Here is a 25138-nt window from a genome sequence, read left to right on the forward strand (position 1 = left end):
CGATGGCGCGGCAGATGGAAAAGCAGAGTGTCTGGAAACCGCGATTGCCGCCGGACCGGGCCTACAAGCGGCGCGCCACTGGTGCGTCGCCCGCGATCGAACAGGATCGGGCCGCAGGCGGCCGTGACCAACGCTCTGTCGATCTCGGTGACGGCCGCCTCGCACGGGCTTCAATCACTTTGCGGCTATACCGCCGGACGCGGCGTATCAGGGCATACCTCCGGTGGGCCCAGGAAGGGAAGACACGCGAGCGGTATGTCTGCGAGGTCGACCATGACTATCGGGGAAAGAACTTAGCTGAGGCATGGCGACGCGCGCGGGAAATGGGGTTTCTGACCGAGGAGACTTTGCCGCCTGAATCGAGCGCGTCCTCGCCAGGAGTCCGCGCCTCCATGCGCGGCAACAAAGGCAAGGACACCCGGCCGGAGCTCGCGTTGCGCAGTCTGCTCTACCACCGTGGCCTTCGCTACCGTGTCGACGCCAGACCACTTGCCGAGATTCGGCGCAAAGCGGACGTGGTGTTCCCAAGCGACCGGCTGGCGGTCTTCGTCGATGGCTGCTTCTGGCACGGCTGTCCCGAGCACTATCGTCCCGCGGTGAAGAAGGCCGAGTTCTGGCGCGACAAGATCACTGGCAATCGCGCCAGGGACGCCGATACCAACGACACACTTCTCGCCGCGGGCTGGCAGGTGCTGCGAATCTGGGAGCACGAGGACCCCGCGAGCGCGGCCGAACGAGTCATACAGAGGCTTCAAGAGCTCCGCTCTTGACCTGGTTCCCAGGACCGCGTCCAGTACGGTACTCCGAACCCGCCCGGATGTCCGCGGGGGTGGACATCCGGGCGGGTGGAGGTGGTGGGGCGGGCCGTGGGGGGAGGGGCGGCCCCACCTGGTCAGGCGGGTTGGGGGGTGCCGAGTTCGGTGAGGCGGTGCCAGCCGGGGGTGCCGAGGTGGGCGTGGAGGGCGGGGTCGTCGCCCACGATGACTCGGTGGGCTACCTGGGTGAGCATGGGGAGGTCGGAGCTGTGGTCGCCGTAGGCGATGCAGTGTTCGGGGCTTGCCTCGTGGTCGCGCATGGTGGTGAGGACGGCTTGGGCCTTGCCGTCGCCGATGACGGGGGGGCCTGCCAACTCGCCGGTGTGTTTGCCCGCGGTGATGATGGGGCGGCTGCACAGCACGATGTCGGCTTCGACGTGTTCGGCGATGGGGTCCAGGCAGGCCGGGAAGGAACCGGAGACCAGGGCGATGGTGGCGCCTGCCGCTTTGTGGTGGCGGAGCCAGGCGAGGGTGTGCGGGTTGAACAGGTCCGGGGCCGTGCGGTCGAACCAGGCGCGGCCGGTGGTGGTGATGGTGGCGGCGGAGTGGCCTGCGAACATGCGGTAGTAGGCGCGGTTGGTGTATTCGCGGGGGACGCCCGCGGCGGCCAGGGTCTTGAGGTGGGTTTCGGCGCGTTCGTAGTCGGCGGGGGTGAAGTAGTCGGCGAGGAAGGCGAACATGCTCTTGGGGTGGATAAGGGTCTCGTCGACATCGAAGAACGCCAGGCGGATGGGGGTCATGACGCGCACGCGGGGGCCGGGACGGTGACGGCGAAGGGGGCGCCTTCAGGCAACAAGTCGGTCACGTAGAACACGACCGGCTCGGTGCCGCGGTTGACGCCCTTGTGCACCTCGGTGGACCCGGCGGGCTCGATGTAGGCGTCTCCGGCGCGGTAGGTGCGGACCTTGCAGTTGCGGTCGAGGCGTTCGACGACGCCCTGGATCTGGACGACCACCTGCTCGCCGACGTGGTAGTGCCACGGGGTCTCGCCGCCCGGGGGGATGGTGACCTTGCGGGCGACGAACTGGCGTTTCTGCCACGACACCAGCAGGTACGGGTCGGTGGTGGTGCCCTGGCCCAGGATCTCCGCGGTCGGCGCGGGCGGGGCGGTCGCGGCGGCGGGGGCGGCGACCAGGAACAGGGCGGCCGCCAGGGCGGCGAGGGTGGCGAACAGGCGGGTCCTCATCGTGGTGTCCTTTCCGGGGAGGTGAGTTCACGGGCGAGGTCGCGGATGCCGCGACGGGTCTTGCGGCCGAGGTAGCCCCCGGCGACGGCCTCGACGAGCAGCGGGGCGGGCGTGTCCCCCAGCCCTTCGACCACGCGCGCCGCCACGTCGAGGCCGACCAGGTCGAGCAGCTTCGCGGGACCCATCGGGAACCCGTGCACCGCGCGCATCGCGGCGTCCACCTGGTCGATCTCGGCGGGTTCGACCAGCCGCAGGGCGTTGTTGAGGTACGGGAACAGCAGCGCGTTGACGACGAACCCGGGCCGGTCGCCGCACTCGACGGCGTGCTTGCCCAACCGCCCGCACACTTCCCGGGCGACGGCGAGCGCGCGGTCGCCGGTGTGGGCGGTTCGGACCACCTCGACCAGCGGCATCGTCGCCGCCGGGTTGAAGAAGTGCAGTCCCACCACCGTTTCCGGGCTGCCGGTCGCCTCGGCGCACGCGGTGACCGGCAGCGCGGAGGTCGTCGTCGCCAGCACCACGCCCGGTCCGCACACGGCGGCGAGGTCGGCGAACAGCGACCGCTTGACCTCGGCGTCCTCCACCACCGCCTCGACGACCAGGTCGCAGTCGGCGACGAGGTCGAGGTCGGTGCCGCCCACCCAGTGCCCGGGTTCGTCCACGCCGGTGCGGGCGACGTGCCAGTCCACGGCGTCCCGCACGGCGGCGACCCGATCACCGGACCGTCCGACCTGCGCGACCGCGATACCGGCTGACACGAACGCCTGCGCGATGCCGGTCGCCATCACTCCGGTGCCGACGATCCCGACCCGCCGCACCGTCTTCTCGGCGCCCCAGACCGGCTTTGCAGGCTCCGGCAGCGGTCCACTTGGGACACCTTCGACGATGGCGTCCAGCAGGCGCAGCGGCCCCCACGGCAGCCCGCAGCCCACCCGCATCGCCAGGTCCACCGCAGCGGCGTCCACGTAGCCGACCATGCCCGCCGCGGCGTTGAGCAGACCGAGGACGAGTTCGAAGCTGACCGGTCGGTCCCCGGCCTCGACCACCGGGAACCCCAACAGGTCCACCAGGTCGCGCGCCCGTTCCCGGGCCCACGGCGCGACCGCGTCCGGGATCGCCAGTTCGACCCCGGTCCCGCCCCAGCCGACTCGGAGCCCGACCGTGCGGTCCTCGGCCCCGCTCGGCGCGACCGCGCTCACCGGGAGCGTCACCGAGGTGGTCACCAGGAGCCCGGTCCCGCTGTACTCGGCCAGCGCGCCCGCGGCGCCCTCAACGAGCACGTCCACGTCGTCGAAACCCGCAGGCACGACGTCGATCCCGGCGGCGCGGGCCGCCTCGGCGATGCGGGACCCGGCGGCTGAGTGCCCGACCACCCCGATGCTGCCGATCGCGCGGGCGAGCGGGGGAACCAGGGACAAGGCGCGGTCAGGCACGGCTGAGCACCAGGGCCGCGTTGTGGCCGCCGAAGCCGAGCGAGGTGCTGACCGCCACGTCGACCCGGGCGGTCCGCGCCGCGCCGGTGACCACGTCGACCTCGACGGCCGGGTCCACCTGCTTGGTGCCCGCGGTCGGCGGGATGATCCCGTCGCGGAGGGTGAGCGCGGTGAACACCGCCTCGATCGCGCCCGCCGCGGCCAGCGTGTGCCCGGTGACACCCTTGACCGAGGTCACCGCGACCCCCTCCCCCAGTTCCGCCCGCAGCGCCCGCGACTCGGTGACGTCGTTGAGCTGGGTTGACGTGCCGTGCGCGTTGACGTGGTCGACCTCGGTCGGCGCCACGTTCGCCTGGGTCAGCGCGGCGCGCAACGCCCGCCGGATGCCCGCGCCGTCGGGAGCCGGGGCGGTGGCGTGGTGCGCGTCGGAGGACGCGCCCACCCCGGCGACCCGCGCGTACCCGGTGACCCCGCGCGCCCTGGCGTCGGCGGCCCGCTCCAGCACCAGGGCACCCGCGCCCTCGGCGGGCACGAACCCGTCGCGGTCGAGGTCGAACGGCCGGGACGCGGTGTCCGGGTCGTCGACCCGGTGCGAGAGCGCCCCCATCCGGCGCAGCCCGGTGATGGTGGCCGGGGTGATCGCCGACTCGGTGCCGCCCGCGATCGCCACGTCGCACGCCCCGGCGCGCAGCAGGCCGGACGCGATGGCGACCGCGGTGGTGCCGGAGGCACAGGCGGTCGCGGTCACCAGGCTGGGGCCGGTGGCCCGGATGTCGATGGCCACGTAGCCCGCGACCATGTTGACCATGGCCATCGGCACCATCAGCGGCGAGACGTCGTCGGCGTCGCCGTCGTGGAACACCTTGTACTGCTTCTCGAACGTGGTGGTGCCGCCCAGCGAGTTGCCCAGCACCACGGCGACCCGCGCTCCGTCCCAAGTGGACGGTACGAGTCCGGCGTCGCCGACCGCCTCGCGGACCGCGCACAGGGCGAGCTGGGTGAACCGGTCCAGCCGCCACGCCTGCCGAGCGCCCAGCGCGGCCACCGGGTCGAAGCCGGCCACCCGGCACGAGACGTCCGCGTCCAGCCCGGCCAGGTCCGGGTCCGTGCGGGCGGTGGGGATGCCGGAGCGGACCCGCTCCCAGTTCTCCGCCACGCCGATCCCGGCCGGGGTCAGCAGCCCCAGTCCGGTGATCACGACCTCCGGGGTGCTCATCCGCGCACCGCCTTGGCCGCCACCAACGCTGCGGCGTCGGCCACGGTGTGCGTCGGCTCCAGCTCGCCCTCGGCCAGCAGCACGCCCCACTCCTTCTTGATCTTCAGGGCCAGCTCGACCAGCACCAGCGAGTCGATGTCGAGCTGCTCGAAGGTGCCCTCCCCGGCCAGCTCGGCGCGCGGGATGCCGAAGTCCTCGCTGAGCAGCTCGGTGATGCGGTCCTCGATGTCGGCGGTGGTCGCGGCAGTCCCAGTCAGGGCGGTCTCGATCACAGTGGACTCGATCACAGCAGTCTCGATCACAGTGGACTCGGTCATAGCGGTCTCGGTCATGGTGGTCTCCTTCATCGGTGTCTCGGTGGTGCCTGCACGGCCAGGTCCGGCCAGAGCAGCGCGGCCGACCCCCAGGTGAGGCCGCCGCCGAAACCGCACAGCATGGTGCGCGCCCCCGGCGGCAGCACGCCGTCGACGACGGCGTCGGCCAGGGCGAGCGGGATGGACGCGGCGACGGTGTTGCCGACCCGGTCCAGGTTGAGCACGACCTGCTCCTCGGTCAGCGCGAGCTGTTCGCCGACGGCGGCCAGGATGCGGGCGTTGGCCTGGTGCGCGACCAGCCGGTCGACCCCGGTCCAGCCGACCGCCGAGCGCACCGCCAGGGTGGACTCGCTCATCCGCAGCACGGCGTGCCGGAACACCGGCTTGCCCGCCATGGCGAAGTAGTGTTCCCGCTCGGCGGCGGGCACCCCGGTGGAGCGCTGCCGGGAGCCGCCGGCGGGCACGGTGATCAGGTCGGCGCCCGTGCCGTCGCTGCCCAGGTCGAACCCGAGCAGCGCGCCCGGTTCGTCGGCGGCCCCGGCGCGCAGCACCACGGCGCCCGCGCCGTCGCCGAAGATCGCCCGGGTGGTGCGGTCCTCGGGGTCGAGGATGGTGGAGAACGTGTCCGCGCCGATGACCAGCACCGAGTCCGCGCCGGTCGCGATCAGGCCCGCGCCGACCCGCAGGGCGTAGACGAACCCGGTGCACACCGCCGCCACGTCGAACGCCGCGATCCCACCCAGACCCAAGCGGGACGCCACATCCGGCGCTGTCGCCGGGCACGAATGGTCCGGTGTGCTGGTGGCCAGCACCACCGCGGACACCCGCGTGGTCCCGGCCGATTCCAGTGCCCGCCGCCCGGCCGCCACCGCGAGGTCCGAAGTAGACTCTCCTGGCGCGACGATGTGCCGCAGGCCGATGCCGGTCCTGGTGCGGATCCACTCGTCGGAGGTGTCCAGGACGGTGGACAGTTGGTGGTTGTCGACGGTCCGTTCGGGCAGCCAGGCCCCGAGTCCGGACACGACCGCCGCCGGGCTCACGTGCTGGTCCTCTCCACGACCAGGCAGGACCAGGTGAATCCGCCGCCCGCTCCCAACAGGACGACGATCTCCCCTGCGGCCAGGTCGTCGTCGGCGTACAGGTCGGCCAGGCTCGCGGGGACGTCTCCCGCGCCGAGGTGACCGGTGCGGGAGCCGACATCCAGCACCGGCGCGCGCACCACGGACCCGACCACCGGGCCGTAGATGTCGCGGGCCGTGCTCACGCCGAGCCTGGGGAGGATGACACGGGTGATGCGCGAGTCGTGCGGGTGGATGCCCGCGTCGGCCAGGCCACGGCGGACGACGGTGGCGACCTTGTCGCGCACCAAGTCCATGAACCGCTCCTTGCCCGCCAGGCGCAGGAAGTCCTTTTTGGTCCGCCGGGCGTTGACCACCGCCCGCGGCGCGGAGGTGAACTCGTCGGTTCCCCGGTGCATGAGTTCCAGCGCGGGGGCGGCGAGGGTGACGATGGAGCGCAGGGCGAACGGGGATTCGTCGCCGCGCTCCAGCAGCAGCGCGGTTCCGGCATCCCCGTACCAGAGGCCGTAATCGCCACGCCAGCGGTCGAAACCGGGGTTGGCGAACCGGTCCCCGGTGGTGACCAGGGCGCGTTCGGTGTCCGGGTCGGACAGCAACCGAGCGGCGGCGACTTCGACCGCCATCGCGCCGCCGTTGCACATCTGCTGCACCCCCACCGGCAGCGCCCTGTCCACACCGGACTCGTGGGCGACGTAGTGCGCGGGCGACCAGAAGTCGTGGCCCTGGTGGTAGATCCAGGCGTGCAGGGCGAGGCCGATCCGACTCGGGTCCCACCCGGTGAGGGCCAGCGCCTCCCGGGCGGCCGACACGGCCAGGCGCGGCGCCGGGACGTCGGCCACCGGGAGTTGCTCGTAGCCGACCGCGACCGCTTCCTCCTCGGTGACCCGGCCCGCGGCCACCATGTCGACGGTCTTCTCGGCGAAGTCGGGGTACCAGGCGACCGCCGCGGTCAGCCCGACGCGTCCGTCGATCTTCACCGGCTGCTCCTGGACACGGTCGTGGTGGACATGGTTCCCACGGCGATCGCCTCGCCGTGCTGGGCGAACTCGACGGGGTAGGTGCGCACCGCGGGCAGAGCGGCGGAGAGCTCCGGATCGGCCGGACCGGGCCGGAACAGGGTCACCGTGGTCGGCGCGTCGAGCTCGGCGTAGCGGCTGAAGGAGAAGTCGAACCCGGCGACGGTGGTGCGCGCGGGCGACGCGGCGAAGTAGTCGTCCCCCGCCAGCAGGCACAACTGCCGCGCCGCCTCCATCAGCACCATGCCCGGCACGTGGTCCTGGGCGTGGTCGAACATGCTGCGGTTGTCCACTGGGACCCGCAGCGCCGCGACCGCGTGCTCATCGTCCACTTTGGCCTCGGCCAGCACGACGTTGGCCTGGTCGGACCGGCCGACGGCGCGGGCGGGAACCCCGGGCGGCGGCACCTGGATGTCCGAAGAGGATGGTGGGGCGACGCCGTCGCGGCGGTCGAGCCGCAACTGCCGGTAGGACTCGCCGGTGAGGTAGCCGACGTCGATGGTCACCGCGCCGACCGGGACCCCGCCGAGGAACACGGCGCTGTCGTAGGTCAGCGCCCGCAACCGCCCCGGCCGACCCCGGTGGCCGCTGGTCCGCACGTCCATGGCGACCGCGTCCGAGCCGGTGGCGGCGGCGGTCAGCAGGCCGGGCAGGCGCACCCGCCACGACCGCAGGATGAACTTGGTCGAGTCGGGGACCGCGAAGAACGCGTGCCCGCCGTAGGTCTCCGCCTGGCGGGCGGATTCCAGCAGCAGCAACGGGTCCGGGACGGGTACCCGCAGCGCGTGGTCGGTGTAGTAGGCGTGCGCCGGGGGGAGCTGCGCGGCGGCGAGGTACCGGTCCGCGCCCGCCGGGGTCGCGTCGGTGAGGAACACCTCCGAGAGCGAGCGGCGGTGCAGCAGGGACCGGTCCACCGTGCGCAGGTAGCTCAACCCGGCCAGCGCGGTGGAAAGGTCCGGGCCGTCCAGTGCGGTCGTCACGTTGTCTCCTTGCCGGGATCCGGCGGTGGCGCGAACGCCACCCGTTCGTGGTGGAACCCAGACTCGCCGCCCGCGCTCAACCACCGCTCAAACCGATCTCACCCGGCCGCGCCCGCGGCGGATTCCGGACAGTTCGAGCAATGTCCGAGAGGACGGCACAGAACTGCGAACCCGCGTCGGAAGCACCTTTTGTCGTTGGTGCCGGTGGTGTAACCTCATCGCATACGAGAAACGCACCGACACCACCCGTGAACTGAAAGGCGGTGCCGGTGCGGCTATTCGCACTATTCTCAGGCAACCGGGGCGGCGGCCGCCAGCGGTGGCGGGACTGGATCGCCGACCAGGATCGATTGGTAGAGCCGGGAGAGCCGTCCCGACGGCTGCACGCCCAGTTCCGCCACGATCCTGGCGCGGAAGCGCAGGAACGAGTCCAACGCCGCCGCGCTGCGCCCGCACTGGTGCAGGATCATCATCAGCAGCGCCTGGAACCCCTCGTGCAGCGGGTGCTCCGCGCACAGCGGGGTGATCTCGGCGTGCATGTCCCGGTGCAGGCCCGCGGCCATGTTGAGCTCGATCCAGCGCTCCTGCATGGACAGCCGCAGGTCGGCGACGCCCTCGGCCCACCGGCTCAGCAGCGGGCCGGTCTTCAGGTCCTCCACCGGGTTGCCCCGCCAGCACTGCAGCGCCGCGCGCAGGTTGCGCCTACCGGCAGCGAGGTCGCCGACGGCGATCGCGGCCCTGGCCCGGACCACCCCGGTCTCGAAGGTGTGCAGGTCGAGGCCACCCTGGTCGAGCCGCAGGCTGTAGCCGCCCGCCTCGGTGACCAGATACCGGCAGGCGACTTCCTTGCGCCCCAGGCACAACCGCTCGGCGAACGCCTGCCGGATCTGGCCGATGTAGGTCTGCAGCGCGGTCAGCGCCGACCGCGGCGGCTGGTCGTGCCAGACCTCGCGCACGATGGAGTCCACCGGCACCACCCGGTTGCGGTGCACCGCGAGCAGCGCGAGCACCTGGCGCTGTTTGCCCGCGCCGGGACGGGCGTCCCGGCCGTCCGCGACCGCGGTGAGCGGCCCGAGCAGGCCGAGCCGCACCGCTGGCCGGGGCACCCCGGCGGCGACCGGCGGCTGCCGCGCCGACGCGGCCGCGTCGGCTAAGTCATCGAGATCGTCTTGTTCCAGCGCCGCGTCCTGGTCGACCGCCGCCGAGGATTCCGCTACCGCCCCTGATACGCTTGGCATACAATTCCCCCACGAAATTGATATCTGCCCTGGTTGGGATTCAACCCGGTCAGCGTATCGTAAGAACACGATTCACCAGATGGCCGTGACCTACATCACCGACCAGGTTTTCACAAAATGGTCCCGTCTTGACATCAACCATTTTGGGAGAATGGCGGAGAAGCGCCACACCCCTTTCGGCGAGAAGTGCAATGCTCCACCCGGAAGGAGCATTGCACTTCTCGGCGCCGCTGTTCGATTTCGCTAGCCGTCCACGCCGACCGGCGAGTCGGCGCGGGCGGCGTTGGTGGAGATCTGGTGCCAGTGCGGGTACGGCGGCGGCGCGTAGCTCACCAGGTCCAGGTCGGCCCGCTCGGTGTCGTCGAGCGTCCAGCCCACCGCGGCCAGGTTGTCCTCCAGTTGGGCCAGGTCCCGCGCGCCCAGGATCACCGAGCTGACCGCGGACTGGTCGAGCAGCCACCGGATGGCCACCTGCGCCGGTGTGACGCCGCGGTTGTCGGCGATCTTGTGCAGCACCGACACGGTGTCGAACGCCTTACCCGTGTCGTGCGGTTCGAAGTAGCCGATCGCCCGCCGGGTGCCCGCGGGCGGGTGCTGCCCCGGTCGCTGCCGCCCGGCGAGCAGGCCGCCCGCCAGCGGGCTCCAGCAGGTGATGCCCACCCCCTGGTCGACGGCCATCGGCAGCAGGTCCCACTCCGCCTCCCGGCTGATCAGGTTGTACTGGATCTGGTGCCCGACGAACCGCTCCAACCGGTCGCGCTCGCTGATGCCCAGCGCCCTGGTCAACTGCCAGGCGGCCAGGTTGGACGCGCCGAGGTAGCGGACCTTGCCGGTGCGCACCAGGTCGTCGAGCGCGCGCAGGGTCTCCTCCCACGGCGTCCGCCCGTCCCAGCCGTGCACCTGGTACAGGTCGATGTGGTCGGTGCCGAGGCGGCGCAGGCTCGCCTCCACCGAGCGGACGATGTGGTGGCGGGACAGGCCCTGGTCGTTCGGCCCGGGGTTGCCCGCGACCGCCCACCGCACCTTGGTGGCGATCAGCACCTCCGAGCGCAGCCCGCGCAGCGCCTCGCCGAGCACCTCCTCGCTGCGCCCGCCGGAGTACACGTCGGACGTGTCGAACAGGTTGACCCCGGCGGCGACGCACCGCTCGACGATGGCCTTGGCCTCGGTGCCGTGCACCTGGCCGATGTGCTGGTAGCCGTGGCTGCCGCCGAAGGTCATCGCCCCGAAGGACAGTTCCGAGACTTGCAGGCCGCTGCGGCCGAGGAATCGGGTGCGCATGGCTACCGGCCCACCGGTGCTTCCGAACCGGACTCGGTCGACGCGCCCGCCTCGACGGCGACCGGCGCGGCGCCCGCCCCGCGGCGCAGGAACACCACGGTGGTGAGCACACCGAACACGATCACCGCGGCGGCGGTGAGCACCCCGGCCTGGATGCCGTCGAGGGTGGCGGCCAGTTTGGCGGCGGCGTCGGTGATCGAGCCGAGCCCGCCGGTGGCGATCGAGCTGAGCACCGGGATGCCGACGGTCAGGCCGACCAGTTGCGAGGTGGTGATCAGACCGCTGGCCAGGCCCTGCTCCTCGTTGGGCAGCCCGGAGGTGGCGACGATCGCGTAGGCGACCACGGCGACCATGTGCCCGAAGCCCGCGATCCCGGTGCCGACCAGCAACAGCACCGTGCTGTCCGAAGTGGACAACCAGAACAGCGCGCCGGTGCCGATGGCCTGCAGCACCAGGCCGACGATCAGCGTGCCGCGGGCCTGCAGCGCCCGGACCAGTCGCGGCGCGACCGCGCCACCGACGACGGCGGCCAGGCCGAGCGAGGCGAACGACAGGCCGGTCTGCAGCGGGTTGAACGCCAGCACCCGCTGCATGTACAGGGTCATCAGGAACACCGTTGCGGTGATCATCGAGAAGGTGATCAGACCGGCCAGGTTGCCCCAGCCGACAGTCGGGCGGCGCAGCACGTGCAGCGGCGCCAGCGGGGCCTTGCTGCGCGCCTCGATCGCCAGGAACGCCGCCAGCAGCACCACACCCACGGCGAGTGAACCCAACGTCGTCGGCGCGGTCCAGCCCGCCTTCTCCGCCGTCGCCACACCGTAGATGACCGCGAGCAGACCGCCGGTGACGGTGATCGCGCCCGGGATGTCGAGCGAGGTGCTCGCGGCGTTGCGGCTCTCCGCGATCAGCAGCGGGGTGGCGATGAGCACCAGCGCGCCGAGCGGCACGTTGATCAGCATGGTCCAGCGCCAGTCCAACGCCTCGCCGATGACCCCGCCGAGCACCACACCCGAGGTGAAGCCGAGCGAGATCAGCGCGCCGTTGACGCCGAGCGCCCGGTCGCGCTGCGGTCCCTCGGGGAAGGAGGTGGTCAGCAGCGCCATGCCGGACGGCACGATCATCGCCGCGCCGAGGCCCTGCCCGGCGCGGGCGGCCAGCAGCAGCCACGCCGACCCGGCCAGCCCGCCCAGCAGCGAGGTCAGCGTGAACAGGGTGAGACCGGCGAGGAAGATCCGCCTGCGGCCGAGGAAGTCGCCGAGGCGGCCGAACAGCAGCAGGAACCCGCCGCACGGCAGCGCGAACGAGGCGACCACCCACTGCAGGTCGGACACGGCGATGCCGAGGTCGTTGCCGATGCTGGGCAGCACGACGCTGACGATGGAGAAGTCGAGCGCCACCATGAACTGGGCGGCGCAGAGCAGGACGAGGATGAGCCAGTACCGCGATCCCGCGAGCGACGCGGGCTGGTCGGTATGCCGAACGGTAGCCATGGTGGCAGCTTGGTGAGATCTTCACCGCCGTGGGGAGACCGAACTTATAGTAGTGGTGTGACCACTACCAGTCCGCCCGAGTTCGTCCGGCGTCGCGAGGCACTCCGGGACTTCCTGCGCAGCAGGCGCGCGCGGCTCTCCCCCGAGGACGTCGGCCTGCCCGGCGGGGGCCGCCGCCGCACCCCTGGCCTGCGCCGCGAGGAGGTCGCGGTGCTCGCGGGGGTGGGGGCGTCCTGGTACATGTGGCTGGAGCAGGGCCGCGACATCCGCGTGTCGGAGAGCGTGATGGACGCCATCGCCGTCGCCCTCCGGATGAGTGAACTCGAACGGGTGCACTTCTACCGGCTGGCCGGGATGAACCCGCCGCAGCCGGTCGAGTCCGCCGAGGCCGAGGTGTCCGCCGAGCTGCGCCGGGTGCTGGACACGTGGCTGCCCAACCCGGCGTACGTGCTGGACCGCTACTGGAACGTCCTGGCCGTCAACGACTCCGCCCGGGTGGTGCTCGGCCTGCGCGACGGCGACGGCACCGGCGCCGACGGGGAACCGATGAACTGCCTCGTCGCGTACTTCACCGAGCCGTCGTTCCGCAACCGGTACCGGTACTGGGCGGAGTACGCCCCGCACGTCGTGTCGGAGTTCCGGGTCACCGCCGCCCAGTACCCGGACGACCCGGAGTTCCAGGCGCTGGTGGCGGACCTCTCCGAGCGCAGCACCGACTTCGCCGGGCTGTGGGCCGAGCAGGAGGTCCGCCTCCCGGGCGGCGGCGTCAAGGCGATCGAGCACCCCCGGGCGGGCTGCCTGATCTTCGAGCACACCACCCTGCGCCTCGCCGAACGCACCGACCTGCGCCTGGTCCTGCAGACCCCCCTCGCGCACACCGACACGATGACCAAGCTGACCACCCTCCTCGAACAGGAAGCATCAGCTCCCCGCATCACCTTGGTAGAAGCAGGCTGAATCCACCCGAACGCCCGCCAAGCCGGGGATGGCGCGGGTGAGCCGACCTGCCAAGCCGGGAACGATGCCGGGCGGGGAAGAGGGGGCGGGGGGCGGGAGAAATAGGCACTGAGGGGAGCTTGAGTCGGGGTTGAGAACCGTCCAGCAGGTTGGCGAGCGGCCGAGAGCACGGCCGAACCACCCCACCTACTGGAGGGCCTCTCCCGCCATGAGCACAGCCTCCCCACCGGTCGCCCGGCCGGGACTGACGTTGTTCGCCGTGTGCGCGGCCGTGTTGGTGTTGCCCGCCTCGCTCACCGGGACCTCCGTGGCCCTGCCGAGCATCGGCGCGGACCTGCACGCCACGCTCGCGCCGACCCAGTGGGTCGTCAACTCCTACAACCTGACCTTCGCGACCTTCATGCTCGCGACCGGGGCGCTCGCCGACGCGATCGGGCGTAAGCGGCTGTTCGGCTTCGGTGTGCTCGTCTTCGCGCTGACGTCGCTGGCCAGTGTGTTCGCCGGGGACATCTACCTGCTCGACGTGCTGCGCGGCCTGTCCGGGGTCGGCGCGGCGGCCGTGTTGACCGCGGGCAGCGCGATGATCGCCGACGTGCACCAGGGTCCGGCGTTGACCCGGGCGTTCGGGGTGTTCGGGACGGCGGCGGGCGCGGGTCTGGCGCTGGGGCCGAGCACGTCCGGTCTGCTCGTCGGCGCGTTCGGCTGGCGGGCGGTGTTCGGCTCGCACCTGGTGATCATGCTGGTGGTGCTGGCGCTGGTGCCGTTGCTGCGCGAGTCGCGCAACCCCGGTGCGTCCACAGTGGACTGGCTGGGCACCGTGACGTTCACCGGCGGGCTGTTCGCGTTCACCCTCGCCGTGGTGGAGGGCCCGCTGCGCGGCTGGGTCGACGTGCTGGTGCTCGTGTTGCTGCTCGCGGCGATCGTGCTGCTGCGGGTGTTCGTCGGTGTTGAGCGCAGGCAGGCGCAGCCGATGTTCGACCTCTCCCTGTTCCGGCAGCCGCGGTTCGTGGCGCTGTGCCTGCTGCCGGTGGTGGCGGCGTTCGGGTTCGTCAGCCTCGCGGTGCTGCTGCCGCAGTACTTCATCGGCGTGGACGGGGTGTCCAGTTCGGCAGCCGGCCTGCGGATGCTGCTGCTGACCCTGCCCGTGCTGGTCGTGCCGATGGTGGGCGCCTGGCTGGCGGCCAAGGCGCTGGGCACCCGGACCGTGCTGGTGCTGAGCCTGCTGTGCATGGCGGCGGGCACCGCGTGGCTGGCCGCCGTGCTCGGGCCGGGGGTCGGCGTGGGCGACCTGGCGGTCCCGCTGCTGCTGGTGGGCTCCGGGATGGGGCTGAACGCGGGCATCATCGACGGGGTCGCGATCAGCTCGGTGGAGCCGGAGCGCGCCGGGATGGCGGCGGGCATGTTCAACACGATGCGGCTCTCCGGTGAGGCCGTGGCGATCGCGGTCATGGGCGCCCTGCTGGTCACCTTCACCCAGGCGCGGTTGCGCGGCGGACCGGTGGACGCGACCTCGGACCTGGCCGGCCAGGTCGTGCAGGGCGATGTGGCGGGCGCCGCGACCCAGGTCGCCGCCACCGACCGCGGCGGGTTCACCGCCTTCCTCGCCGACGGCTACACCGGCGCCTTCCAGACCGCGCTGTGGCTGATCGCCGGGATCTGCCTGGTCGGCTCGGTCGTGCTGGCCGTCCTGCTGCCCGGTCGGCAGCCCGAGCCCGTGGCGCCGGAGCCGGTGGGTGAGCCCGCGTGAGCCGCCCGGTGCTGGTGGTCGGCGCGGGGCCGGTCGGGCTGACCGCGACCACCGAACTCATCCGCCGCGGTGTCCCGGTCCGCCTCGTCGACCGCGCCGACGGCCCCTCCCCGTTGACCAAGGCGCTGGGTGTGTGGCCGCGCACGGTCGAGATCCTTGACCGGCTCGGCGCGGACGGGGCGGCGGGGCGTCGCGGCCTGCGGGTCCAGTCGTTCCGGTACTACTCGTCGGCGCGGCCGGTCGCCCGCATCCGGTTCCCGGACCGCACCGCGCCGCTGATCCTGCCGCAGCCCGAGGTCGAGGACATCCTCGCGGACTGCCTCGGCCGGGCAGGCGGCAAGGTCGACTGGGGTACCGAACTGCTCGACCTGGTCCACCACGACGACCACGTCACGGTCCGGCTGCGTGACCCCGCCGGGGCCGAGCAGGTCGAGGAGTACTCGCGGGTGATCGGCTGCGACGGGGCGAGCAGCGCCGTCCGCACCCTGGCCGGCATCGGGTTCGACGGCGCGACCTACCCGCACACCTTCGTGGTGGCCGACGCCCGGCTCGACGGGTCGCTCACCCACGACGACAACCACTACTTCTGCTCACCGCGCGGCGTCCTGGTGATCGCGGGCCTGCCCACCGGCCAGTTCCGGGTGTTCACCTCCGCCCCACCCGACCTCACCCGGGACCAGGTGGACCTCGCCGTGGTGCAGCGGCTGATCGACGAACGCGGCCCCGGCGGGCTGCGGCTGCGCGACGAGTCGTGGATCAGCGCGTTCGCGGTGCACGCCCGGCATGCCGACCGGGCCAAGGCGGGGCGGGTGCTGCTCGCGGGCGACGCCGCGCACATCCACAGCCCGGCGGGCGGGCAGGGCCTCAACACCGGCGTCTACGACGCGTACAACCTGGCCTGGAAGCTGGCCCTGGTGGAGCGGGGATCCGCAGGCGAGTCCCTTTTGGACAGTTACGCCGACGAGCGCGGCCAGGCGGCCAGGGATGTGGTCCGGCAGGCGGACAAGCAGACCCGGCTGTGGATGCTGACCAAGCCGCACCAGGTGACCGTCCGCGACCTGGCCCTGCGCGCGGCGTCGGCAGCCCGGGTGGCGCACGTGTCGTACATACCCGCGTTGGCGGGGTTGCGCACCAGGTACGCGGCGGCAGGCCAGGAGGCGAACGGGTTCACGCCCGGGATGCTGGTCCCCGACCGGTCGGTGTGGGATGTCCGGACCAGTCGGCGGATGTCGCTGCGGGCAGCGCTGCCGGACCTCCGGCACACCCTGCTGCTGTGCGACGCCACCGCGCCGGACGGGCTCGACGAGTTCGTGGACCTCGACGTGCGGGTGCTCGACACCCAAGGCGGGCGGCTCGGTGTGCCCGGCGTGCCACTCCCCCGCCGCGACGGGTCCGGCGGGACGCCGTTGGCCGTGCTCGTGCGACCCGACCAGCACATTGCGCTCGTCACGCCCGCGCGGGAGACCGGCCCGCTGCTGACCTACCTGCGGCGGAACCTGCGTCCCGCCCTGACCACTCACGGAAGGTGATCGCCTTGCGCAGAGCAGCCCTCGTGGCCCTCGCCCTTCTCGCCCTGACCGGCACTCCCGCGGTGGCCACGCCCGTGCACCACGTCACCGAGATCGTCGGGCACGCGCCGTCGCTGCACCCGGAGGGGGTGACCTGGGACCCGACCCGGGGGGCGTTCCTGGTCGGGTCCGCCCGGCACGGCACGGTCTCCGTGGTGCGCCCGGACGGCTCGACCCGGGTGCTCGTCGACGACCCCGGCGTCATCTCCAGCTACGGGGTGCACGTCGACCCGGTCCGCGGCCGCGTCCTGGTCGCCTACGCCGACCTGGGGGTGTCGACCCGCTCCACGCCCGAGTCGACGTACAAGGTCGGCGGGCTCGGCGTGTTCGACCTGGCCACCGGCAGGCGGCTGTTCCTGGTCGACCTCACCCGGCTCGAACCCACCCGCACCGCGTTCGCCGTCAACGACCTCACCATCGGCCCCGACGGCACCGCCTACGTCGCCGACGTGTTCGGCTCCGCCGTCTACCGCGTCACCCCGCGCGGCGAGGCGTCGGTGTTCGTCCGCGACCCGAGGCTGACCGACGGCAAGGGCACCGGCATCAACGGCATCGCCTACCACCCCGGCGGCTACCTCCTCGGCGTCAACACCGGCGACGGCAGACTGATCCGGATCTCCCTGCGCACCAAGGAGATCAGCGCGGTCGAGCTGCCGCACCCCCTGGTCGGCGGCGACGGCCTCGCCGTCCACCCGGACGGTACCGTGGTCGCCGTGACCAACTCCCTCGGAAGTCCACAAGGGACGGACGCCGTCCGGGTGCTGGCCTCGCGCGACGGGTGGCGCAGCGCGCGCGAGCAGTGGACCGCCCCCGCCTGGCCGGTGCGCGGCCCCTCCACCGTGACGGTCACCCCGCGCGGGGACTACGTTCTCAGTGGCCGCCTGGAGGTGCTGTTCGGCCCCGACCACAACACCACCGACGACTTCGTCCTGCACCGCGCTCCCGAGGAGACCCGTTGACCGCCACCGTCCCCAGCGTGATCCCGGCCAGCCACCTGGACCTGCTGGAACGCCCCCTCTTCGCCCACCTGGCCACCACCCGCCCCGACGGCCAACCCCAAGTCAACCCCATGTGGTTCCACTGGGACGGCGAGTTCGTCCGCTTCAGCAACACGACCATCCGCCACAAATACCGGAATGTGACGGCCAACCCCCGCGTCGCCTTCTCGGTGAACGACCCCGACCAGCCCTACCGCTACCTGGAAGTCCGCGGCACCGTCGAACGCATCGACCCCGACCCCAACGCCGCCTTCTTCATGCAACTCGCCGACCGCTACTCCCTCCGCATGGACGCCCTCCCCCCGGACGCCCCGCACCGGGTCATCTACGTCGTCCGACCGACGTCGGTGAGCAAGCAGTAGCAGCAACCACGAAAGCGGCCGACCTCGTGACGAGGTCGGCCGCTTTCTGCTTTTCGATCACGGTTTCGATTCTGGGTGCCACCCCCGGCTGTCGCCGTTCGGCGAGAACCACACTCGGTGGTTCTTCGGTCGCGACCGCATGATCGCCGACTTGGTCGCCCGACTCGACAACCACCGTGGTGGCCCACTGATGCTCGTCGGACCGTCCGGGGCGGGGAAGACGTCAGTGCTGCGGGCGGGTCTGGCGCAGGCGGTGGCGAATGGGGCACTGCCGAACTCGCGAACCTGGGCGCGTGTGCTGTGCACGCCCACGACGCATCCGGTGGCCGCGTTCATCGAACACCTCGCCGCGGCTGTGGGATGTGCGGATACCGGATCACCCCGTGTCCGCGGGTGGTCCGCTGACGGGGCACACCGGCATCGTGTACTCGGCGGTGTTCAGCTCGGACGGGAAACGCCTCGCCAGTGGAAGTTCCGACGGCACGGTCCGGCTCTGGGAGCTCGACCCCGACCGGTTGACCCAGCGCGTCTGCACCGCGGCGCACAACGTGCTCACCGCTGAGCAGTGGCACAACCACCTGTCTGCGGGCCTGGCTTACCAGCCGCCCTGTCCATGAGGGCGAGCTGGGACACGGCCACGTCACTCGCCTAACGCTGTGGTGCAGGCCCGCCGTCGGGTTTGTTGGCGCGGCGGCGGGCCTGAGTTACGGCGGTGACGACTGCGGTGATGAGGAGGGCGGTGGCGGTCAGGGCGATGACGAACCACAGGGCGTTTCTGGTGGGCGTTGTGTCCACAGTGGCCTGCGGGGGAATCGTGAGGTGTTCGGCGGCCAGGGGCGGGTGGTGGGGCGAGCCGGTGATGGTTGTGACCGCGGCGACTGGGTCGACGATGCCTGCGCCGATGGTGGGGGTGGGGGCGGCTGGGGCGTCGGCGGTGGTGGTCAGTCTGGTGGTGGTTTGGGCGGCGGTGAGGGTTGGGGCGCGGTCGCGGAGGAGGGCGGCGGCTGCGGCGGCGTAGCCGACGGCGAGTTCGGGGCCGGTGGCGAGGCGGTGGCCGGGGCCGGACGGGCCGATGCCGACGAGTTGTTCGGCGGGGGCGGCCAAGGTGGGGCGCGCGCCGAGCGTGGCGGTGGTGGGGCCGTTCGGGCCGACGGGGGCGACGGCGAGGACGCCGTCCAGGGATGCCGGGAACGCGTGCTGGTCGGACTGGCGCACGGCGGCCGGGGCGACGACGAGGGCGTCGTGGTCGTGGGCCGAGGCGATGGCGGCTCGCAGCGCGGGGCTGTCAGTGGTGTTGATCAAGCCGACGGCGATGACCCGGGCGCCCGCGTCGACCGCGAGTTGGATGCCAGCGGCCAGGCGGTCGGCGTTGACCGACGACGGGTCGTTGGTGACGCGGACCGGGAGGATGGTGGCGGCGGGGGCGACACCGACGAAACCGACGTCCGTCACCGGGCGGGCGGCGATCAGGCCCGCGAGGAAGGTGCCGTGGCCCGCGCAGTCGGTGTTCGCCGGTCCACCGTCCACATCGGACCCGGGTAGCACGGCGCCCGCCAGGGTGGGCGCGGCGGCGCTGACCCCGGTGTCGACGACGGCGACGGTGATCGCGCCCCGGGTCAACGGCCACACCCGGGCGGCGTCGAGTCTGCGGACCGCCCACGGCAGGGGGCTGACCACAGTCGATTCCGCTGGCGCGCAACCGTTCGCCGCTTGGGCGGTCGCCTGCACCGGGACTGTCCACAGTGCAACCACCGGCACGGCGACCGTCGCCGCCACCCGCACACCGAACCGGCGGGCTGTCACGGGGTTTCCTCGGTCCACCCGATTTGCAGCAGCAGGGTGGTGCGCCTGGTGACGAGCATCGCGCGGCCGGGCGGCAACTGCCTGCCGCGTTGGCCGTTGAGCAACGGCATCTCGGTCGGCGGGACCGACAGCGCCAGGTCCGGGGTGTTGGACTCCTGGAGCCTGCGCACGACCTGGTCCATCGACATCCGGCCGGACCCGGCGGCCGCGCGGGCGAGGACCACGTGCAGGCCGATGTCGGCGGCCTGCGGGAGGAGTTCGACCAGCGGGTCGAGCGGTCCGCCCGCGCCGGTGCTGAGCAGGTCGTAGTCGTCGACGATCACGTAGTGCTCGGGGCCGGTCCACCAGTCGCGCAGGCGGAGCCGGGCGGGCGTGATGTCCGGCCCGGGTACCCGGGCCTTCAGCTCGGCGGCGAGCGGGCGGATCAGTTCCGCGGCCTGGGTGGAGGCGACGGCGACACCGCGGCGGTACTCGGGGGGAACGGATTCGAGCAGGGTGCGACGGGAGTCGATCAGGACGACCTGGGCCTGTTCCGGCGTGTACACCCGGGAAATCGCGGAGGCCACGAGGCGCAGCACGGCCGTCTTGCCGCTGCTGGTGTCGCCGAGCACCGTCAGGTGGGGCTGGGTGGCGAAGTCGTGCCAGACCGGTTCGAGGTCGAGTTCGCCCGCGCCGAGGGCGATGCGCATGCGGCCGGTCGGGGCGGGGAGGTCGGCGGCGGGGAGCACGGCGGGCAGGGTGCGGACCCGCGGCGCGGGGCGGCCGGGCCAACTGTCGGCGATGGCGGCGACCACGTCGCGGGTCGCCTCGGCCAGCCCGTCCGCGCTGTCGTAGCCGTCCGCGCGCGGGACGGCGGCGAGGAAGTGCAGTTTGTCCGGGGTGAGGCCGCGGCCGGGCTGGCGCGGGACCTGGGCGGCCTTGCGCATGTCGACGACCGAGTCGATGGCGTCACCGAGGCGCAGCTCCAGCCGGGTGCCGAGTTGGTCGCGCAGCGCACTGTGCACATCGGACCAACGGCCCGCGGTGAGCATGAGGTGCACGCCGTAGGCCAGGCCGCGGACGGTGAGTTGGCGGATGGTCTGGTCGTGTTGCTCGAAGTCGGTGCGCAGCGAGCCCCACCCGTCGACCACCAGGAACAGGTCGCCGTGCTGGTCGTCGGGGAACTCACCGGCGGCGCGGCGTTCGCGGTAGGCGGCCATGCTCTCCACCCCGTGCTCGGCGAAGATCCGCTCCCGCTTGGCGAGCACGGCTTGCACCTCGGCGATGGTCCGGCCGACCCGTTCCGGCTGCAGCCTGCCGCAGACCCCGCCGACGTGCGGGAGTCCTTCGAGGACGGACAGCGTGCCGCCACCGAAGTCCAGGCAGTAGAACTGGACCTCGGCCGGGGTGTGCGTGAGCGCCAGCGCGGTGATCACGGTGCGCAGCAACGTGCTCTTGCCCGCCTGGGTGCCGCCCGCGATGCCGACGTGACCGCCCGCCCCGGCCAGGTTGATCATGTGCAGGTCCCGGACCTGCTCGAACGGCTTGTCCACCACCCCGACCGGGACGACGAACCGACCACGGCCCGGCCAGCCCACCGGGGTGAGGCCGAGCACCGGGTCCGGCACCAGCGGCGGCAGCAACTGGTCCAGCGGCGGCGGGTTGTCCAGCGGCGGCAACCACACCTGGTGCGCGGGCGGACCTTGGTCCACCAGTTTGTCCACGACGACGTCGAGCACCGTGTCGAGCGGACCGGTCCCGGTGGTGTCGGCGATCGTGGTCGGGGTGGTCCTGGTGGTGGGGAGCCTGCGCGCGCCGAAGGCGACGACCTGCCTGCGGACCTCTTCCTGCCGTTGCTCTCTCGTTCGCCGCTGGTGCGGGCCGGAGACGTAGGCCGCCTTGAAGCGGGTCAGGGTGGCGACATCGCTGCGGAGGTAGCCGTTGCCGGGGGCGTTGGGGAGTTGGTACGCGTCTGGAACGCCGATGACGGAACGACTTTCCATGGCGGAGAACGTGCGCAGACCGATCCGGTACGACAGGTGGGATTCGAGCTTGTGCATGCGGCCGTCGTCGATGCGCTGCGACGCCAGCAGCAGGTGCACGCCCAGCGACCGGCCCAGGCGGCCGATCATGACGAACAGCTCGGCGAAGTCCGGGTTGGTCGCGAGGAGTTCGCTGAACTCGTCGACGATCAGGAAGAGAGTGGGCAGCGGGTCGAGCGAGGCCCCGCCGTGTCGGGCGCGCTCGTAGTCGAGCAGCGAGCTGTAGTTCCCGGACGATCTCAGGAGTTCTTGCCTGCGAACGAGTTCACCGTGCAGCGAGTCCTGCATCCTGGCGACGAGGGGTGCTTCGTCGGCGAGGTTGGTGATCACCGCCGAGGTGTGCGGGAGGCGGTCCAGACCAAGGAACGTCGCGCCACCCTTGAAGTCCACCAATACGAAGTTGAGGATCTCGGACGAGTGGGTCATCGCCAGACCGAGGACCAGCGTGCGCAGCAGCTCGGACTTGCCGGAGCCGGTGGCGCCGATCAGCAGGCCGTGCGGGCCCATGCCGCCCTGCGCGGACTCCTTGATGTCCAACTCGACGCTGGAACCGTCCTCGGCCACGCCGAGCGGGATGCGGAACCGGTCGGGGCCGAACTCCGCGCGCCACAAAGATCTTGACTCGAACGCGTCCAGGTCGGGTACGCCGAGCAGGCGGGGCAGGTCGAAGTCGGCCACCATCGGCTCCGCCACGTCACCGGTCGAGTTCAGCCGGTAGGGGGAAATCACCCGCGCCAACGCGCCCATCCGCGCGACGCTGAGCGTGTCGGGGATGCCGAGGTGGGTGCGGACCTCCTGCCCGGTGCGGTCCGTGCGCACCGTGTGCAGCTCGTCACCGGCGAGGTCCAACCGGAGCCGGGACCGGCTGACGCCACCGTCGATCGCGCCGGAAAGGTCCAGTACCACGGTGTTGCGATACCCGGCGGCGGCCAACCGGGACTCCGCGGGCACGCTCACCCCGTCGAGGACGACCACCATGTAGGGCTCCTCCCGACTCGGGGTCGCGGCGGACTCGAACCTGGCCCGATCACCGAGTTCGGTGGCGAGCAGCTCGGTCAACGCGTCGACACCGTCCGCGAGGAGCCGCACGTGCCCCGCGCCGTCCTGCTCGACGGGGTGCTGCGCGTGCGGCAGCCACTTCACCCAGTCCCACAGGCCAATCCGGTCCGCGCTCGCGCACACGGCGACGCGAAGGTCCTCAGGGGAATGAAAGGTGACCAGTTGCGCGAGCACGGCGCGCGCGGTGGCGCGCACCGCGTCGGGCTCGCCGCTGAACCGCACCTGGGCGAAACCACGCAGGAACAGGGCCGTCGGCTGGTCGGTGATCGTGGTGTAGGCGTTGGTGAACCGGCGCAACGCGCGGGCGGACAACGGTTCCAGATCGGCGACGGGCTTGGTGTTGAGCGGGGTCATGGTCATCGCCAGCCGCTGCGGTCCGACCCCGATGCGGATCTCGGCGAAGTCGGCATGCGCGGCCCGGCGCTCCCACAGCCGCCCGGTCATGGCCACCGACCAGAGCCCGGCGGGATCGGGGTGCCGCCAGCGCAACGCGGTCCGCTGTTGTTCGGCGACGGCGCGTACCCGAACCCGGGTCGCCGCCAGGTACCGCAGGTAGTCCCGCCGTTCCCCGCGCAACCGCTGCCTGCGCTCGGTGCCGCCCTTGCCCAGTTGGCCGACCACCATCATGACGCCCATCAGGCCCATCATCCCGGCCATCATCATCGCCATCTTCGGGTTCTGCGGCCCCATGAAGAACAACATCGCCGCGCCGCCACCGATGGTCATCGGCAGGTACATGAGCATGCCGCCCATGCCGCCGCCGATGGTCTCGGGCAGCACGGGTGGTTCCTGCAACGACAGCTCACCACCGGGCATCTCCGGTGGCTTTTCGCGTGCCTGCCTGCGAAACAACGTCGTGCTCATCGGTGGACTCCCTCGATGCCGCCGTCATGGCGGGGGTGCGCCGGGCACAACCTAAGCCCATCGCCCGTCGGAGTCAGCCACCACCCCCGGGACTTCAGTCCGGTTAGGACGGCGGATACGCGGAACTCCACGCGGTCTGGCCGGTCTGCGGCGCATTGTCCATTTTGGCCTGCACCTTGGTCTGGACCAAATGGCCCAACGCACCAGAATGTCACCTGGAATTAAAGCTTTGTTCACCTCAAGTCACGTTTACCAGGCCAGCGCCGGCTTACCTTTCGCGACTATGACCCCCGCTCCGCCAACAACGTCCGGCGAGATGTGCAGGCTCACAATATGTGGACCAGGGTCTCGGATCGAACTGGCGGTTCCCGCCCACGTTCCGCTCGCCGACCTGATGCCCACCGTGCTCGGCCACCTGGACCCCACCCTGGCCACCTCCGGTTTGGCGCACGGCGGCTGGGTTCTGCAGCGCCTCGGCGAACCGCCGCTGGACGAGGACCACGGCACCGCCGCGCTCGGGCTCTACGACGGCGACCTGCTGCACCTGCGCCCCCGTGACGGGTTGTTGCCGCTGGTCGCGTTCGACGACCTGGTCGACGGAATCCACACCGGACTGTCCACGAAGGAAGACCGCTGGCGCCCGGCGCTGACCCGGCGGGCCTGGACCGCGGTCACCGGGCTGGCCGCGGCCCTCGCCGTGCTCGGCGCGGCGCGCGCGGACACCGGCGTCGCGATGGGGATCTCCGGCGGTGTGCTCGCCCTGGTGTTGTTGGCCGCCGGTGCTGCGGCCGCGCGCTCACTGGGAAACCGGACCGCGGCACTGGTTTTCGCCTGCGCCTCGGTCGCCGCGGCGGCGGTGGCCGGGTTGGGCCTGCCCTACGGCGGACACCCGGTCGACCGGCTGCTGACCGGACCCGGTCTGCTCGCGGGCGCCGCTGCGACCACCGCGGCGGCCGTCCTGGCCCGGTTCGTCATCGGCGGCAAGGACGCGGCGTTCATCGCGCTCGCCCTGGCCGGGGCGCTGGCCACCGCGGGTGGCGCCGTGGCCACCGGGACCGGCCTTGGCGGCACCACCGCCGCGGCGGCCACCCTGGTCCTCGCGCTGCTGCTGGTCCGGGTCGTGCCGCTCGCGGCGGCCCGGCTGGCCGGGTTGACGGTGGACCCGGTCCCCACCTCCGCGTTGGAGTTCCAACAGGACCTCGACCCGCGTCCGAGCGGGACGGTGCTGGCCAGGGCCGAGCGGGTCGACGCGTACCTGACCGCGCTGCTGGCGGCGCTGGGCGCGGTCGCCACTGCCTGCCTGGTCGTCCTCGCCGCGAGCCCCCGCTGGGACGCCAAGGTCCTGGTGGGCGTCGTCGTCGCGCTGATGTTGTTGCACGCCAGGGAACTCGCCGCCGTCTGGCACCGGGCCGCCGCGCTGGTCCCCGCGGTGGGCGGGCTGTCCGCGCTGCTGGTCGCGGCCTTCGGCGAGCTCGACCCGGCCGCCCGGCCGCTGCTCTCCGGCGGGCTGGTCGTCGCCGCCGTCCTCGCCCTGGTGGCCGCGCACACCGTGCCCGGCCGCCGGTTCGTGCCCAGGTGGGGACGGTGGGGTGATCTGGCGCACTGGGCGTGCGCACTGGCCGTGCTGCCACTCGCGCTGTCCGTGGCCGGGGCGTACACCGCCCTGGTCGCCCTCTGGCATTGACCCGGAACCCCAGCCACGAAAGGTGAT

At 72.1% G+C, this 25138-nt stretch carries 21 protein-coding genes and 1 pseudogene; 9 read left to right on the forward strand and 13 right to left on the reverse strand.

The features are described from left to right. Nucleotides 1-2: 2 nt before the first annotated feature. Entirely contained in the window at nucleotides 3-770 is a 768-nt protein-coding gene (locus tag H504_RS43845) for a very short patch repair endonuclease (RefSeq protein WP_342668765.1), read from the forward strand. 122 nt (nucleotides 771-892) lie between these two features. Here the strand turns inward: H504_RS43845 and H504_RS0109590 are convergent, their stop codons facing one another. The 11 genes from H504_RS0109590 to H504_RS34170 form a co-directional block, all read right to left on the reverse strand. Next, the gene (locus H504_RS0109590) at nucleotides 893-1555 is read right to left on the reverse strand and encodes an HAD family hydrolase (RefSeq protein ID WP_035303842.1); all 663 of its coding nucleotides are present in this window, start codon (nucleotides 1553-1555) and stop codon (nucleotides 893-895) included. Further along, a complete protein-coding gene (locus H504_RS0109595) occupies nucleotides 1552-2001 on the reverse strand; it encodes a cupin domain-containing protein (RefSeq protein ID WP_026422606.1) in 450 nt (149 codons plus the stop codon). The genes H504_RS0109590 and H504_RS0109595 overlap by 4 nt, the downstream gene beginning before the upstream one ends. After that, nucleotides 1998-3434: a 3-hydroxyacyl-CoA dehydrogenase family protein gene (locus H504_RS34155; RefSeq protein ID WP_051385664.1), complete on the reverse strand. Its 1437-nt coding sequence runs from the start codon at nucleotides 3432-3434 to the stop codon at nucleotides 1998-2000. Before H504_RS34155 ends, H504_RS0109595 begins: the two co-directional genes overlap by 4 nt. Next, complete coding sequence (locus H504_RS0109605; protein ID WP_026422607.1) at nucleotides 3427-4650, reverse strand: beta-ketoacyl-[acyl-carrier-protein] synthase family protein; 1224 nt, start codon at nucleotides 4648-4650, stop codon at nucleotides 3427-3429. The genes H504_RS34155 and H504_RS0109605 overlap by 8 nt, the downstream gene beginning before the upstream one ends. Then, nucleotides 4647-4982 (reverse strand): acyl carrier protein, encoded by a 336-nt coding sequence (locus H504_RS0109610; protein WP_211239292.1) that lies wholly within the window; start codon nucleotides 4980-4982, stop codon nucleotides 4647-4649. The genes H504_RS0109605 and H504_RS0109610 overlap by 4 nt, the downstream gene beginning before the upstream one ends. Before the next feature lie 11 nt (nucleotides 4983-4993). Further along, nucleotides 4994-6004: a beta-ketoacyl-ACP synthase III gene (locus tag H504_RS0109615; RefSeq protein ID WP_026422609.1), complete on the reverse strand. Its 1011-nt coding sequence runs from the start codon at nucleotides 6002-6004 to the stop codon at nucleotides 4994-4996. Further along, nucleotides 6001-7020, reverse strand: coding sequence for a ketoacyl-ACP synthase III family protein (locus tag H504_RS0109620; RefSeq protein WP_026422610.1), 1020 nt, complete (start codon nucleotides 7018-7020; stop codon nucleotides 6001-6003). Before H504_RS0109620 ends, H504_RS0109615 begins: the two co-directional genes overlap by 4 nt. Further along, the gene (locus H504_RS34160) at nucleotides 7017-8039 is read right to left on the reverse strand and encodes an AfsA-related hotdog domain-containing protein (RefSeq protein ID WP_051385665.1); all 1023 of its coding nucleotides are present in this window, start codon (nucleotides 8037-8039) and stop codon (nucleotides 7017-7019) included. The genes H504_RS0109620 and H504_RS34160 overlap by 4 nt, the downstream gene beginning before the upstream one ends. A gap of 290 nt (nucleotides 8040-8329) precedes the next feature. Beyond that, entirely contained in the window at nucleotides 8330-9277 is a 948-nt protein-coding gene (locus H504_RS34165) for an AfsR/SARP family transcriptional regulator (protein ID WP_051385666.1), read from the reverse strand. Between the two features lie 243 nt (nucleotides 9278-9520). Further along, complete coding sequence (locus tag H504_RS0109635) at nucleotides 9521-10558, reverse strand: aldo/keto reductase (RefSeq protein ID WP_026422611.1); 1038 nt, start codon at nucleotides 10556-10558, stop codon at nucleotides 9521-9523. Nucleotides 10559-10560: 2 nt separating this feature from the next. Continuing rightward, nucleotides 10561-12048, reverse strand: a complete 1488-nt coding sequence (locus H504_RS34170) for an MFS transporter (RefSeq protein WP_051385667.1) — start codon at nucleotides 12046-12048, stop codon at nucleotides 10561-10563. 57 nt (nucleotides 12049-12105) lie between these two features. On the opposite strand from H504_RS34170, the gene H504_RS0109645 reads away from it, so the two are divergent. The 7 genes and pseudogenes from H504_RS0109645 to H504_RS0109675 all read left to right on the forward strand — a co-directional run bounded on the left by H504_RS0109645 (nucleotide 12106) and on the right by H504_RS0109675 (nucleotide 18297). Beyond that, on the forward strand, nucleotides 12106-13005 hold the full coding sequence (locus H504_RS0109645) for a helix-turn-helix transcriptional regulator (protein WP_026422612.1): 900 nt from the start codon (nucleotides 12106-12108) through the stop codon (nucleotides 13003-13005). Nucleotides 13006-13213: 208 nt separating this feature from the next. Continuing rightward, nucleotides 13214-14752 (forward strand): MFS transporter, encoded by a 1539-nt coding sequence (locus H504_RS0109650; RefSeq protein ID WP_051385668.1) that lies wholly within the window; start codon nucleotides 13214-13216, stop codon nucleotides 14750-14752. Continuing rightward, nucleotides 14749-16281, forward strand: coding sequence for an FAD-dependent monooxygenase (locus H504_RS34175; protein ID WP_051385669.1), 1533 nt, complete (start codon nucleotides 14749-14751; stop codon nucleotides 16279-16281). The genes H504_RS0109650 and H504_RS34175 overlap by 4 nt, the downstream gene beginning before the upstream one ends. A gap of 5 nt (nucleotides 16282-16286) precedes the next feature. Beyond that, the gene (locus H504_RS34180) at nucleotides 16287-17279 is read left to right on the forward strand and encodes a hypothetical protein (protein ID WP_157440312.1); all 993 of its coding nucleotides are present in this window, start codon (nucleotides 16287-16289) and stop codon (nucleotides 17277-17279) included. Continuing rightward, complete coding sequence (locus H504_RS0109665; protein WP_051385671.1) at nucleotides 17276-17680, forward strand: PPOX class F420-dependent oxidoreductase; 405 nt, start codon at nucleotides 17276-17278, stop codon at nucleotides 17678-17680. Before H504_RS34180 ends, H504_RS0109665 begins: the two co-directional genes overlap by 4 nt. A gap of 88 nt (nucleotides 17681-17768) precedes the next feature. Continuing rightward, nucleotides 17769-18053: pseudogene (locus H504_RS43850) on the forward strand (ATP-binding protein); the annotation flags it as partial. A 10-nt stretch (nucleotides 18054-18063) separates the two neighbouring features. Beyond that, complete coding sequence (locus H504_RS0109675; protein WP_026422616.1) at nucleotides 18064-18297, forward strand: WD40 repeat domain-containing protein; 234 nt, start codon at nucleotides 18064-18066, stop codon at nucleotides 18295-18297. A 31-nt stretch (nucleotides 18298-18328) separates the two neighbouring features. On the opposite strand, the gene H504_RS34185 is transcribed toward H504_RS0109675, so the two are convergent. Next, complete coding sequence (locus H504_RS34185; RefSeq protein ID WP_051385672.1) at nucleotides 18329-19483, reverse strand: S8 family serine peptidase; 1155 nt, start codon at nucleotides 19481-19483, stop codon at nucleotides 18329-18331. Then, nucleotides 19480-23427 carry a type VII secretion protein EccC gene (locus H504_RS0109685; protein ID WP_026422617.1) on the reverse strand — a complete coding sequence of 1316 codons (3948 nt, stop codon included), beginning with the start codon at nucleotides 23425-23427 and terminating at the stop codon, nucleotides 19480-19482. The genes H504_RS34185 and H504_RS0109685 overlap by 4 nt, the downstream gene beginning before the upstream one ends. 316 nt (nucleotides 23428-23743) lie before the next feature. Here H504_RS0109685 and eccD point away from each other — a divergent pair, with 316 nt between their 5' ends. After that, entirely contained in the window at nucleotides 23744-25111 is a 1368-nt protein-coding gene (eccD, locus tag H504_RS0109690; RefSeq protein ID WP_245614162.1) for a type VII secretion integral membrane protein EccD, read from the forward strand. Nucleotides 25112-25138 lie beyond the last annotated feature (27 nt).

Source organism: Actinokineospora inagensis DSM 44258 (assembly GCF_000482865.1).
Classification (GTDB): domain Bacteria; phylum Actinomycetota; class Actinomycetes; order Mycobacteriales; family Pseudonocardiaceae; genus Actinokineospora; species Actinokineospora inagensis.

Excerpts from the sequence above, each read along its gene's own strand:
- H504_RS43845 (WP_342668765.1), top strand. The coding sequence starts at position 3 with ATGGCGCGGCAGATGGAAAAGCAGAGTGTCTGGAAACCGCGATTGCCG.
- H504_RS0109590 (WP_035303842.1), bottom strand. The coding sequence starts at position 1,555 with ATGACCCCCATCCGCCTGGCGTTCTTCGATGTCGACGAGACCCTTATC.
- H504_RS0109595 (WP_026422606.1), bottom strand. The coding sequence starts at position 2,001 with ATGAGGACCCGCCTGTTCGCCACCCTCGCCGCCCTGGCGGCCGCCCTG.
- H504_RS0109605 (WP_026422607.1), bottom strand. The coding sequence starts at position 4,650 with ATGAGCACCCCGGAGGTCGTGATCACCGGACTGGGGCTGCTGACCCCG.
- H504_RS0109610 (WP_211239292.1), bottom strand. The coding sequence starts at position 4,982 with ATGACCGAGACCGCTATGACCGAGTCCACTGTGATCGAGACTGCTGTG.
- H504_RS34165 (WP_051385666.1), bottom strand. The coding sequence starts at position 9,277 with ATGCCAAGCGTATCAGGGGCGGTAGCGGAATCCTCGGCGGCGGTCGAC.
- H504_RS0109635 (WP_026422611.1), bottom strand. The coding sequence starts at position 10,558 with ATGCGCACCCGATTCCTCGGCCGCAGCGGCCTGCAAGTCTCGGAACTG.
- H504_RS34170 (WP_051385667.1), bottom strand. The coding sequence starts at position 12,048 with ATGGCTACCGTTCGGCATACCGACCAGCCCGCGTCGCTCGCGGGATCG.
- H504_RS0109650 (WP_051385668.1), top strand. The coding sequence starts at position 13,214 with ATGAGCACAGCCTCCCCACCGGTCGCCCGGCCGGGACTGACGTTGTTC.
- H504_RS0109685 (WP_026422617.1), bottom strand. The coding sequence starts at position 23,427 with ATGAGCACGACGTTGTTTCGCAGGCAGGCACGCGAAAAGCCACCGGAG.
- eccD (WP_245614162.1), top strand. The coding sequence starts at position 23,744 with ATGTGCAGGCTCACAATATGTGGACCAGGGTCTCGGATCGAACTGGCG.